Raw genomic sequence first — 13,266 nt, 5'->3', positions numbered from 1 at the left:
TGGACCAAAAATCTAAAGTGATTTTTGGCCCAAGCTCTTTTTTGTCAATTTTTCAAAATAGTGCACAATACGTTATAATAGAAACAACTGAGAGGAGCGTTTCTAATGATTAAGCAATTACAACATCCATTTTTTGTTATTATGGGTCCGAGTGGTTCTGGCAAGACCGCAATTACAAGTAAGGTTTTTCCGAAAAACTATAAAGTTATCTCGCATACTACGAGGAAAAAACGATTGGATGAAGTGGATGGTGTGGATTACTATTTTGAAACAAAAGCAAGTTTTCAAACCTTGATTGAAACCAATCAGTTAGTGGAGTATGATTTTTACCATGGAAACTATTACGGTGTCGGTGTAGCTGCCATCGTTGAAACAACGAAAGAGCATCCAGCCTATAATGCGTTAACTTTTCCAGGCTTTCAAGCGGTCTTTGAGCGTTTCGGCGAGTCCGTCATTCCAGTTTTTTTTGACGTTTCAAAAGAAAATATTTATCAACGTTTAAAACAACGAGAATCTGATCCTAAAATTATTGAAGAACGTTTAAACCTTTATGATCAAGAAATTCTTATCAAAAACCAATTGGAACAATATCCTAATTATCAACGAATAGATGCCAATGGACCTATAAAAGAGGTCGCTGGCTTGTTACAAGAATGCATCAAACACTATTATTAATCAAGCAACTGGTGAGACAGAATCTAACATCAATTTTGTCTTGCTAGGTGCTTGATTTTTTTTGTAAAAAACTTGCATTCTGAATAGAGAGTGCTATAATGACATGGTGTCATATGACAATGTGTCATAAAAGGGAGGAACACAAATATGCCTACGAATACGTTTTTTCATTTGCCAGAAGAAAAGCAACAACGCTTATTAGATGCTGCGCAAATTGAATTTTCACGACATTCTTTACAAGAAGCGTCAATTGCAAATATTGTTAAATTAGCGGGAATTCCGCGCGGTAGCTTTTATCAATATTTTGAGAACAAAGAAGATTTGTATTTTTATTACTTTGCGACATTAAGAAAAAATAGTGAACGAGATTTAGAGAAACAAATTATTGCAGAAGATGGCGATTTAATCGAAGCCATGGATGTCTATTTCTCCAAGATGATTGTCGAAGTGCTAACTGGAGAGAATGCTTCTTTCTATCGGAATTTATTTGTCAACATGGACTATCGTGCTTCACGTCGGGTGACAGATAATTTAGCGACTGGGGAAGAGGAAAAAAATAGGAAACAGCACTGTCATAAGCATAGAGGAAGAAAAGGCCATGCTGCCTATGCAGAACATCTTTATCAAATAATCGATCGTTCGAAATTAACCATTGAAACGCCAAAAGAATTCACATGGTTCATGCAGACGGCGATGCATGCCGTTTTCTCAACAATTGTTGACGGGTATCGTCAACAAAGAGAAAATACCGCCTATGATTCAACTGAAGCAGTCAAACAATTAAAAATGAAATTAAATTGGTTGAAAAATGGCGCTTATAAGTAGCAAAAAGGAGGAGAAGTTAGTTGATTAAACTAGTCAAACGGATGTCGTTATGGTCGGTCTTTGCAGCGGTTGTATTTATGATCGTACAAATTATCGCAGATTTATATCTGCCCACATTAACATCTAATATCATTAATGACGGTGTCGCTAAAGGAGATATTAACTATATTTGGAGTACAGGAGTTGTCATGTTAGGCTTTTCTTTGATTAGCATTGTCGCTTCTATTGGAAATACCTTTTTTGCCACCAAAGAATCACAAAGTTTAGGTAAAAAATTACGGACTGATATTTATCGAAAAGTTGAAAATTTTTCTAATAATGAATTTGACAAATTCGGGACAGCTTCGCTAATTACACGAACAACCAATGATGTCAATCAGATTCAAATGGTTATGCAAATGTTTTTACGTTTAATGATTAATGCACCGTTAACGTTAATTGGTGCAAGTTTTATGGCGTATAACAAGGACCCACAATTGACAAAAATTTTTCTATATGTTTTACCAATTATGGCTGTTTTAGTGGGCGGTATCATGTTTTTAGCGGTTCCGTTATTTAAGAGCATGCAAAAGAAAACCGACCGTTTAAATTTAGTTTTTCGTGAAGGACTGACAGGAGTTCGTGTGATTCGGGCCTTTGGCAAAGCAAACTATGAAGAACAACGTTTTGATGAAGCCAATAAGGATTATACACAAACGGCGATTAAAGTGAATACGATTGTCGCTTTGATGATTCCTTTAATGACACTCATTATGAGTGGTACCAATATTGCAATCACCTGGTTTGGCGGTCATTATATTGCGGAAATGCAACTAGAAGTAGGAAACTTAATTGCCTTTATGACTTATGCCATGCAAATTCTGATGAGTTTCATGATGTTATCTATGATTTTTGTCATGGTACCGCGGGCGCAAGCTTCTGCTGATCGGATTAATGAGGTGCTAAATACTGATTCAGAAATCAAAGATGTACCCAATCCAGAACTACTCTCTCTAAAAGGCGACAAAGCAACATTGGCGTTTGAACATGTTAATTATCGTTACCAGCATGCTGAAAACTTAGCACTGGAAGATATAGATTTTTCAGCAAAATCTGGGGAGACGGTCGCAATTATTGGTGGGACAGGTTCTGGGAAAACAACGCTAGTTAATCTTTTACCACGTTTTTATGATGTTGAATCTGGCAAGATTTTGCTAAATGGTAAAAACATTAAAGATACGTCACAGCATAATTTACGAGAAATGATTGGCTTTGTACCGCAAAAGGCTGTTTTATTTACAGGAACGATTCGTGAAAATATGCAATACGGCGCCCCAAATGCGACCGATGAAGAAATTTGGCAAGCCTTAGAAATCGCGCAGGCGAAGGCGTTTGTTTCAGAATTGGCAGAAGGTTTGGATAGTCATGTCGAACAAGGCGGCGGTAATTTTTCTGGCGGACAACGCCAGCGGTTGGCTATTGCTCGTGCTTTAGTAAAACCAGCAGATGTCTATGTTTTTGATGATTCCTTTTCTGCATTGGATTTCAAAACAGATGCTAATTTAAGAAAAGCCTTAAAAGAGCAGATGACGGATGCAATTGTCGTTTTAGTGGCCCAACGTGTAAGTACGGTTATGGAAGCATCGACAATTTTAGTATTAGACGAAGGAAAATTAGTTGGTAAAGGAACGCATGAAGAGTTATTAGCGAATAACCAAACGTATCAAGAAATTGTACATTCTCAATTGAGAGAGGAGGACCTTGCATGAGTAGTCGACCAAAAGGCGGACCAATGGGCGGTGGACCAGGACGCAACATTGGCGCAAAAGGGCCAAAACCAAAAAATTTCTGGAAAACAGTGAAACGTTTATTTCGGTACATGTCTAAACGAATGCTGTCAATTATTGCTGTCTTAGTGTTAGCAATCGCAGCCGTCGTTTTCCAAATTCAAACACCAAAAGTATTAGGACAGGCAACAACTGAAATTTTTAAAGGCGTCATGAAAGGCGCTGCTGAAATGAAACAAGGCTTAAAAATAACATCTTTTCCAATTGATTTTGACAAAATCGGTCAAATTTTATTAATTGTTATTGCCATGTACCTTATTTCTGCTGTCTTTAATTTCTTGCAGCAAGTAATTATGACACGTGTTTCACAGCGAACAGTTTATGAATTACGTCAAGAATTAGAAGCGAAAATGAACAAAGTTCCAATTTCCTATTATGATACTCATAGTAATGGGGACATCATGTCGCGGGCAATTAACGACATGGATAATATTGCGAGTACTTTACAACAAAACTTAACCCAATTAATTACCAGTATCGTGACATTTGTGGGCGTACTTTGGATGATGCTGACCATTAGCTGGCAGTTAACACTAATTGCCTTAGCAACAGTGCCATTAAGTTTAATTGTTGTGATGGTTGTGGCGCCTCGCTCGCAAAAACATTTTGCGGCTCAACAAAAAAGCTTAGGATTATTGAATAACCAAGTCGAAGAAACCTACGGTGGTCACGTAGTAGTAAAAAGTTTCAACCACGAAGAAAGTGATCAAGAAGTATTTGAAAAAGAAAATGAAAAATTATATCATGCTGGTCGCAAAGCACAATTTATTTCAGCGATCATTATGCCTTTAATGAACTTTATCAAAAATCTAGGCTATGTGTTTGTTGCAGTCCTTGGTGGCGTAAAAGTAGCGAATGGTATGATGGATTTAGGGGATGTCCAAGCATTTCTTCAATATACCAATCAATTTTCACAACCGATTACTCAAATCGCTAATTTAATGAATACAATCCAAGCTACGGTGGCTTCGGCAGAACGTGTCTTTGAAGTATTAGATGAAGAAGAAATGGTGGATGAACCTTCTGGCATACCAGTGGAAACAGATAGTCCTTATCGTGTTTCTTTTGAACATGTTGCTTTTGGCTATTCACCAGAGAAATTATTAATGAAAGATTTCAATTTAAATGTTAAACCTGGGGAAATGGTCGCAATCGTGGGCCCAACAGGTGCTGGGAAAACAACCCTAATTAACTTATTGGAACGCTTCTATGATATTAGTAGCGGCAGCATCAAATATGATGGCGTAGATACGCGCGATTTATCTCGCGAAGAGTTGCGAGCACACTTTTCAATGGTTCTTCAAGATACTTGGTTGTTCACTGGAAGTATCTATGACAATATTCATTATGGTAATGAGCAAGCGAGCGAAGAAGAAGTGATCCGTGCGGCGAAAGCAGCCCATGTGGATGATTTTGTCAGAAAATTACCAGAAGGCTATCAAACGATTCTAAATGAAGAAGCCAGCAATATTTCTCAAGGTCAACGACAATTAATTACAATTGCTCGAGCATTCTTAGCAAATCCAGACGTTTTAATTTTGGATGAAGCCACCTCAAGTGTGGACACTCGAACAGAAATACTGATTCAAGCAGCAATGAATCGTTTATTGGAAAATCGGACCAGCTTTGTAGTTGCTCATCGCTTGTCGACTATCCGTGATGCCGATACGATTATCGTTATGGCAGAAGGTTCAATTGTAGAAACAGGAACCCACGATGAATTAATGGCGAAAAACGGTTTTTATGCTGATTTATATAACAGTCAGTTTTCTGAGGAAGTAGCCTAAAAGGCGAAGCAAAAAAATAGTAATTCATGATGAGGCTTCAGGAGCCATAGTCGTAAAGACTGGTTCCTGAAGACTTATTTTTTTAACAAAAAGTTAGCGAAATTGAAAAATTTCTATTTTCTTTTGAGAAAAACAGGATATTACTTGATGAAATAGCAAGAGATGTATAAAATGGGAGAGAAGAAAATGGAGGTAACAGAAAAAATGACTGAATTTCAATTAGAAAAAGCTGCGACATTAAAAACAATTGCCATTCGTGCGAAAAAAGTTGGCGAAATGGTCGACTTTTATAAAAAAGTAATGGGTTTTGTTTTAAAGTCAGAAGAAAATAACCTGTCTATCTGGGGTACACGTGAAGCAGGAACGCAATTATTAATTTTAGAAGAAACTAGAAAAGCCGAAGATTTTCATAATGAAGAAAAACAAATGGCTTATTTTTCAATTAAAGTTCCTACGGAAAAAGAATTTTTACAAATTGCTCAACGAGTGCTTGAACAAGACTACCCAATTGATGAAAGTTTCCAAATTGGCACACGTCAAAGCATGTTCATTACTGATCTTGAAGGCAATCAATTTGAGATTTTTCACGATGAAGCAACAGCAAATTCGACTTCTGAAAAGCAACCAATTGTGCTTAAAGATCTTATCAGTGAGGACTTAGAGCCACATCAAGGGTTAGCCGCTGGGTCATATTTAGCGCATGTGCAATTAAAAACAAACAATCAAAAAGAAATAAAAGCATACTATGAGGAAGTTCTGGGTTTAAAACGCAATGAAAAAGATCAATTTGTTTTAGAAGATGGCAAAGCAACTATTGGATTCCAAAAACCTGAAACAAGTGAAGTGGATCAATTACCTGATCCACACTTAGGTTTAGATTTCTTTACCATTAAGCTCTCTGATCAAGAACATATTTTAGCAATGGAGCAACAATTAACGGCAAAAAATCAAGAGTTCTTTATTGACCAGAAAAAAGCGATTGTCACTGTGTTTGATCCAATTGGCTTGGAATGGTGGTTTGTCTTAAAATAAACGCTTAGACAGACAAAATAAGCTTGTTTTAGCAAGTCTGGAATAAAGTCGGAATAAAAGTTTAACGCTACTTTTGTTCGGAACTTATTCTAGACTTTTCCTTTAATATTAAAAATAGAAGGTAAGGTGAAAAAATGTACGAAAAAACAAAGTGGAAAATTCAAAAAATGATGAAAAAAGGTGTTTTTTCGGGGGCTAGTTTTTGTTTCATTGAAGGTGAAAAAGAGGAGAGCAATTGTTGGGGACTGGCACAAGTAAAACCCACCAAAGAACAATTAACCTCGGCCATGCTGTTTGATGTGGCTTCTTTAACCAAAGTAGTCGGCACCACCACCGTTATTTTGCAATTAGTGGAAGAAGGAAAAATTATTCTAGATCAATCATTACAAACTTATTATCCCTCTTTTCAAGATTCTAATATTACAATCCGGCATTTGTTGACACATACGGCAGATTTACAAGGCTATATTCCTAATCGTGATCAGCTGAATGCCCAAGAATTAAAAGACGCCTACAATCATTCATTTCACGCAGGCAAAGCAATAGGTAAAAAAGTCGTCTATACAGATGCAGGGACTATTTTATTAGGCTTTATGTTAGAAGAAATGTTCCAACAATCAATGATAGAAATTTTATCTGAGCGAGTATTGCTTCCTTTAGGGATGAACGAAAGTACGTTTCTACCAAAGAATCCTTTAAACTGTGTGCCAACAGAATTACATGAACAAAGAGGGGTGATTCGAGGTGCAACCCATGATCCTAAGGCATTCGTTTTACGGGAACATGCAGGGAATGCTGGCTTGTTTAGCAATGTCTATGATTTAACAAAATTTGTTCGAATGTATTTAAATCGAGGCAGTTATCACAATCACCAATTCTTGAAAAAAGAGACAATTGATTTGTTACTAGTTAACCAAGTGCCAGCTGCAGATAAACCACGTTCTCTAGGCTGGGATTTTAAATATGATGTAGCTACGCAACGGCCATTATTATTCCATACAGGCTATACAGGCACTTTTTTGCTAATTGATGTGCAACGACAATCAGCGTTTATCTTTTTATCTAATCGAGTCCATCCAGAGGACCACCGGAACACTTATATCGAAGAAAGAGATCAGTTGTTGGCAACCTATTTAAAAGAGAAATCATCAGTTTCAGATGAAATGACTAGTTTTTAGTGATATAATGAGAGCGAATTCAATTTGGGAGGTCACAGTCAATGCAAGAACCATTATTTTTACAACCTGTTTTTCAAGAAAAAATTTGGGGCGGCAATCGTCTACACACGCTATTTGGTTTCGATTTACCGAGCGATAAAATTGGTGAAGATTGGGCAATCAGTGCACATCCACATGGCGTTAGTACTGTTTTAAATGGCGAATTTAAAGGAAAAAAATTAGATGAATTGTGGGCAGACCATCAAGAGTTATTCGGCCATGCAGGTGGCGCTGTCTTTCCATTATTAACGAAAATTTTAGATGCTGAAGATGATTTATCCGTGCAAGTTCATCCCGATGATGCATATGGCCAAAAACATGAAGGCGAGCTAGGCAAAACTGAATGTTGGTATATTATTGATGCAGAACCTGGCGCTGAAATCATTTATGGACATCACGCGAAAACAAAAGAAGAACTTGCAGAAATGATTGAAGAAGGTCGTTGGGACGATCTTTTAAGAAAAGTACCAGTGAAAAAAGGCGATTTTTATTATGTACCAAGCGGCACTATTCATGCCATCGGCTCGGGTATTTTAATTTTAGAAACGCAACAAAGCAGTGATACTACGTATCGGGTTTATGATTATGATCGAACAGATGATCAAGGAAAGACCCGGGAATTGCATATTCAACAATCCATTGATGTGACAACCGTTCCGGCAAAGGATCCTGACCTCTCTATTCAACAAGAAAATCAAGGACAATCAAGCATTGTTACTTATGTAAAAACAGATTTCTTTAATGTCTATGAGTGGCGTGTCAGTGGGATTCTAAAAGTCAAAAAACAAGCACCTTATACATTAGCAACAGTTATTGAAGGTGTGGGTCGATTGATTACAGAAGATGCTGCAAAAGCAGATGTGGCTACTTTTGATTTGAAAAAAGGTGATAGCTTTATCTTTCCAACAGATATTCCGAGCTGGCGTTTTGAAGGTGATCTAACGATTATAGCTTCAGAACCTGGTAGTCGCTAAAAAAAGAGGAGATCATCAACAGATGATTTCCTCATTTTTTGGCATTAAAACAGTTTATTTTGTTATAAAAGAACGTTTAGGTAAGGCAGCAATAACAGCTGTGACGATAATGACTGATAGCAGACGATCCCCGTAATCTGTTATCAATTGAACCAACAGGACGCTTGCTAGCTGATTGAAGCCTAAACCATATAAAAATTGGACAATTATGCTGGAGCCAGCAGAAGTAATTCCACCAAATAAACAAACTGTAATCAAGGAAGAAATCACTGTTCCTGGTATCGTTAACCACAACGTTTTAAATGGTAATTTGGTTACTTTTAACTGCTGATGAAGGAGCAAACCTGCTAAAATTCCTGTGCAGAGTTGGACAGGTGAATAATACAGAGAAAAGATATCCGTTGTCAATCCAGTTACTAGACTTGTTAAAATACCTGTCAGTGCACCAAAGAGTGGGCCTAATAACGCACCTGTAAAAATAGTTCCCACGCTATCAAGATAAATTGGTAAACGAAGGAGTAACGCAATGGTACTGCCAAGGTAATTTAAAGCAACACTAAAAGCGATAATTGTAATGATTCGTGGTGTTATTTTTTTCATGGTTGTCCCATCCTTAAATTTTTGAAATCTCTTTCGATCTCATCTATTTGTACATTTAAAAGAATGGATAGAAACTTCACGAAAAACTGTTGACTATCAACCGTAGTCAAGACATGACAATTAGCTGGTTGCTGCTGGAAATGATACTGATCGATCATTGATTGCCCCATAGCAATGCCGTCAGGAACAATTTGTCCGTAACTGGAAAAGCCTTGGCAGAGCGCAGGATCAATAAAATAAGCAACCGCTAAGGGATCGTTGATAACACACCCTAAAATACGTTCATATTTCCAATGAAAATCAAAATAAAATTGAGTAATCTCAGCGAGGTAATTCCCCATTTTGGGGTTGAGTCGTTGACAATAATTGAGAATTGTTGGTGTAAAAACAATTTCTCGTGTGACATCTAAGCCGACCATTTCGATTTTTGCACCTAATTTCTCAAAAACCCAAGCTGCTGCATCAGGATCACACCAATAATTAAATTCTGCAACAGGAGAGCAATTGCCGTGGCTTTTAAAGGTACCACCCATTGAGACAAAACGTTGAAGATTTCGCCCCAGAAGAGGTTCTTTTTTTAAAGCCAAAGCAATATTTGTTAAAGGACCAAGGGCAATGATTGAGCAATCGGTAGCTTGTTGAAAGGTTTGTGCTAAATAGTCAGCAGCGGAAAGCGCTTGTGCTTGGATTTTGCTAGTTCTGGGGAAATATGTTTCACCTAAACCATCCATGCCATGTGTATCTTGCGCACTAACAAATGGCCGTTTTAAAGGGCTAGCAGCCCCTTGGTAGACAGGAATATCTAAGCGATTAACTTTTTCCAAACATTTAAAAACATTTTCCACGCCAATCTCCACAGGGACATTTCCGCAAACAACTGTAATCGCTTGGACATCTAGCTCTGGTGAAGCAAGTGCGTACAAGAGAGCAAGCGTGTCATCAATTCCGGGATCACAATCAATAATTACTTTTTGCATTTTTTCCAATCCTCCTTTTTCGTTAACTGCAAATGATAACTCTTGTTAAAAAAGCTATGACTTGAGTTAGTATTGAGAGATACTTAGTTTTTTATTCTGGGAAGTTTCCGAACCAGTCCGAGAAATTCTCGATTTTAAATGCACCTCTTTATCTTACTATATTTTGTAAAGATGTAAATAGTTGTCGGAGAAATGAAAAAGAATCTAGCCCTATATGTAGGAACTAGATTCTTCTTTTATTTATAAAGCGTTTCAGGAATAGCGATCGGTTCACCATATTTTTTCTCTAAAGCGGTCCGAATTAACCGAATCCCTAGATTTTTGTTGCGTGCTAAGATTGGACCGTGGAAGTAGGAGCCAAACACATTTTTGTAGACAACGCCTTCGCCATTATCTTGACCGTTATTGCCTTTGCCTTGTTTGACTGTTCCTAAAGGTCGTTCACCTTCGCCTAAAAAAGTCATGCCATTATGATTCTCAAAACCATAATACGTTTCATCGAATTCTTCATTATAAATTTCGATATCACCAATGAAACGATTGTTGTCTTGGCTCAAAGTGTAATGATCTAATGCACCGATTCCTTTAATTTTTTCGCCTTGTGCGCCGACATAGTAATGTCCTAGAAGTTGATAACCACCACAGATAGCTAACAAGACGCCGTCATTTTCAATATAAGAAGTCAAAGCTTCTTTTTTATTCTGAATGTCTTCTGAGATGATCAGTTGCTCGAAGTCTTGACCGCCACCAACAAAGACTAAATCATATTTTTCGGGATCAAACGGTTCGTAGATACTGATAATTTCTGATCGGAAGGTAACGCCCATTTTTTCGGTTAAATATTTAAGCATCAATAAATTTCCGTTATCTCCGTAAGTATTTAATAAGTTGCCATATAAATGACAAACGACTAATTCTTTAGACACCATTCATTCCCCCTTGAATATACCCTTGGGCTGTTAATGATTTTCTTAATTGCAAAACAGCAGTATAGGTTGCCAAAATATAGACATGATCTGTCGGCAACGTTTTAATTTCTGAAATTACTTGCTCTAAATCAGCAATTTCTAGTAATTTTTCTTCAGGAATACCCGCAACTTTTAAACGCAAGGCCATATCTTCATGGCGATCACCGCCAGCAATTACTTTTGGAATGTCCATATCAGCAAAGGCTTCATGATTACCATCCCAAATCCAACTGACATCAATTCCATCTGCATAATTAGCATTTAATAATGAAACCAGCGAGAAAGAGTAAGGGGCTAAGCCCATCATATGAATGACCTGATTTAAACCAACGGGATTTTTTACTAAAACTAACGTACATTCTTTATCGCCAACTTTAATAGTTTCTTGACGCCCAAAAACTTTTTCATCATAAGCTAAGCCTGCTCGGATTTTATCTGGTGCCACCTGATAATATTCTGCTACCGCTGTGGCCGCTAGCGCATTATAAACATTATACATCCCACCAACAGCAATGCCGTATTCTTCGCCATCAATCACAAAATCAGCAGATGTGTTATCCATCCGGACCATTTCCGTTAACTGTACATCCAATTCAGGGCGTTTGAAGCCACAATTTGGGCAATAGTAATCACCTAAATTAGCATACGTAATCATTTTATAATGAAGAATATGATTACATTTTGGACATAAAACCCCATCTGTATTGTAATGAGCCAATTGCTCTTTCGGTGGTAAATGATTAAATCCATAGTATTTGCGAGGATTTACAGTTTCTTTTGAATTAAAAATTGGCGAATCACCATTGCACAAAATAGTTGCTTCAGGAGCAGCAGCGGCGCCTTCCATAATTAAGCGATACGTCGTATAAATTTCGCCATAGCGATCCATTTGGTCGCGGAAAATATTCGTAAAAACAAATAATTTTGGTTGAATATATTTAGTGACACGGCTTAAACTTGCTTCATCAATTTCTAAAACCGCAAATTTCTTTTGTCCTTTTTTCGCCTTGGCATTTAAAAAAGTAGAGACAATTCCTTGCTCCATGTTAGCACCCGTTGGATTTGTTAATACCTCATCAAATTCTTGGCGTAAAATGTTAACAGTTAAAGCAGTTGTCAATGTTTTGCCGTTCGTTCCAGTGACTACGACAATTTCATAGTCTTTTGCCAATGTATCTAAAATTTTAGGATCGATTTTTAGGGCTAATTTCCCTGGGTAGCTACTGCCGCCTTTAAAAAATGTTTGTAAAACCCATTGCGAAGTTTTTCCTGCAGCAATTGCTAAATGACTTCGAATCCCCATTTGTTGTCCCCCAATTTCTATATCTTTAATTTTTCGTTATTTTAAATTAAACTCAATCTATCATACCATAACTAAAATAAAAAATTAATTCCTTTTACTTTTTCTTACTATTATTTAAAAAGTCTTTTAGAAAAAGTAGAATAGTGAAGGAAAAAAGAGAATAGACGACTTGTCTTAACAACAAATCGTCCATCGATTTCCATTTTTATTTCGCATCAATATAACTGTATAGCGTATATTTAGAAATATTGAAGAAGTTAGAAACTTTGTCCCCAGATTTAGTGACTAAGAAGGCGCCTTTATTGTTTAAAAATTGAATACACTTGATTTTATCGTCCTTCGTCATTAATGGGACCGGCTTACCAACTAATTTGACTGATTCATGAATTAAATCGTCTAACAACTCATTAACATCCTGAGGAATGTAATCAGGGTCTTTATCTTCTTCAGGTTCTGCAGTGGAAATCAAAGATTTTAAGTTTGACTCTGCAGCAATCAATGTAGTGATGTCGTAGTTAATAGCAAAAATACCATCGAGTTGACCATTCTCATCTTTAAAATACATTGTACTAGATTTTAAAATACGACCATCATGGGTACGGGTTAGATAGTTAATATGATCATTCAACTCACTAGGGTCTTTTTTTAAGGCTTCTAAGACTACTTGAGAAGGTCCATCGCCCAGATGACGAGAAGAGACATGACCATTTTCAATGGAAACAATAGAATTGTTAATATTGTCTTCATTGATTTGGTGGATAACGACTTCGCAGTTTTCCCCAAATTGACCAGCTAAACCTTTAGCAATTTGTGTTAAAAAAGTAAGTTTTTCGTCGGATAACATAAATAAGCTCCTTTCTAATGTGCCTGGCACAAACAGTTTTTATAAGATTGTGTCAAATTTAACATAATATTTTTAAATGGAATAGGCAGGGCTAAATCCTTTAATGTCGCGTACTACCTGTTCTGAAAAATAATGATAGCATGATAAAAATAATAATACAAGATAACGGCTGTCAAAATTCTAAAAAATATTTTTTAGGTAGCATTGTTTTTTTTAAGGTAAGGTGATATACTTTAAT

General features: G+C 36.8%; 12 protein-coding genes and 1 riboswitch. Of the genes, 7 read left to right on the top strand and 5 right to left on the bottom strand.

Annotated features, from left to right (window positions below):
• Nucleotides 1-105: 105 nt before the first annotated feature.
• The 7 genes from IGL37_RS10235 (at nucleotide 106) to manA (ending at nucleotide 8,336) form a co-directional block, all read left to right on the top strand.
• Complete coding sequence (locus IGL37_RS10235; RefSeq protein WP_002367148.1) at nucleotides 106-675, top strand: guanylate kinase; 570 nt, start codon at nucleotides 106-108, stop codon at nucleotides 673-675.
• A 147-nt stretch (nucleotides 676-822) separates the two neighbouring features.
• Nucleotides 823-1,500 (top strand): TetR/AcrR family transcriptional regulator, encoded by a 678-nt coding sequence (locus IGL37_RS10230; protein WP_002362576.1) that lies wholly within the window; start codon nucleotides 823-825, stop codon nucleotides 1,498-1,500.
• Between the two features lie 20 nt (nucleotides 1,501-1,520).
• Entirely contained in the window at nucleotides 1,521-3,248 is a 1,728-nt protein-coding gene (locus tag IGL37_RS10225; RefSeq protein ID WP_002379719.1) for an ABC transporter ATP-binding protein, read from the top strand.
• Nucleotides 3,245-5,113, top strand: coding sequence for an ABC transporter ATP-binding protein (locus IGL37_RS10220; protein WP_002359616.1), 1,869 nt, complete (start codon nucleotides 3,245-3,247; stop codon nucleotides 5,111-5,113). Before IGL37_RS10225 ends, IGL37_RS10220 begins: the two co-directional genes overlap by 4 nt.
• A 162-nt stretch (nucleotides 5,114-5,275) precedes the next feature.
• Entirely contained in the window at nucleotides 5,276-6,145 is an 870-nt protein-coding gene (locus IGL37_RS10215; RefSeq protein WP_002359617.1) for a VOC family protein, read from the top strand.
• Between the two features lie 134 nt (nucleotides 6,146-6,279).
• On the top strand, nucleotides 6,280-7,323 hold the full coding sequence (locus IGL37_RS10210; protein ID WP_033917843.1) for a serine hydrolase domain-containing protein: 1,044 nt from the start codon (nucleotides 6,280-6,282) through the stop codon (nucleotides 7,321-7,323).
• 41 nt (nucleotides 7,324-7,364) lie between these two features.
• Complete coding sequence (manA, locus tag IGL37_RS10205) at nucleotides 7,365-8,336, top strand: mannose-6-phosphate isomerase, class I (protein ID WP_002356580.1); 972 nt, start codon at nucleotides 7,365-7,367, stop codon at nucleotides 8,334-8,336.
• 54 nt (nucleotides 8,337-8,390) lie between these two features.
• Here manA and IGL37_RS10200 read toward each other — a convergent pair whose 3' ends face one another.
• The 5 genes from IGL37_RS10200 to IGL37_RS10180 all read right to left on the bottom strand — a co-directional run bounded on the left by IGL37_RS10200 (nucleotide 8,391) and on the right by IGL37_RS10180 (nucleotide 13,028).
• Nucleotides 8,391-8,936: an ECF transporter S component gene (locus IGL37_RS10200; RefSeq protein WP_002407211.1), complete on the bottom strand. Its 546-nt coding sequence runs from the start codon at nucleotides 8,934-8,936 to the stop codon at nucleotides 8,391-8,393.
• Nucleotides 8,933-9,913: a nucleoside hydrolase gene (locus tag IGL37_RS10195; protein ID WP_002359623.1), complete on the bottom strand. Its 981-nt coding sequence runs from the start codon at nucleotides 9,911-9,913 to the stop codon at nucleotides 8,933-8,935. Before IGL37_RS10195 ends, IGL37_RS10200 begins: the two co-directional genes overlap by 4 nt.
• A 77-nt stretch (nucleotides 9,914-9,990) precedes the next feature.
• A riboswitch (PreQ1 riboswitch) is annotated at nucleotides 9,991-10,035 on the bottom strand.
• Nucleotides 10,036-10,149: 114 nt separating this feature from the next.
• Nucleotides 10,150-10,842, bottom strand: coding sequence for a type 1 glutamine amidotransferase (locus IGL37_RS10190; RefSeq protein WP_002356583.1), 693 nt, complete (start codon nucleotides 10,840-10,842; stop codon nucleotides 10,150-10,152).
• Nucleotides 10,832-12,184, bottom strand: coding sequence for a Mur ligase family protein (locus tag IGL37_RS10185; RefSeq protein WP_033917844.1), 1,353 nt, complete (start codon nucleotides 12,182-12,184; stop codon nucleotides 10,832-10,834). Before IGL37_RS10185 ends, IGL37_RS10190 begins: the two co-directional genes overlap by 11 nt.
• Before the next feature lie 205 nt (nucleotides 12,185-12,389).
• A complete protein-coding gene (locus IGL37_RS10180) occupies nucleotides 12,390-13,028 on the bottom strand; it encodes a helix-turn-helix transcriptional regulator (protein WP_002381503.1) in 639 nt (212 codons plus the stop codon).
• Nucleotides 13,029-13,266: the final 238 nt, after the last annotated feature.

The sequence above is a fragment of the Enterococcus sp. AZ119 genome, from assembly GCF_050546175.1.
GTDB classification, from domain to species: domain Bacteria; phylum Bacillota; class Bacilli; order Lactobacillales; family Enterococcaceae; genus Enterococcus; species Enterococcus faecalis.
Note: the sequence above shows the minus strand (reverse complement) of the source record. Positions and strands in the feature narration are given on the sequence as shown.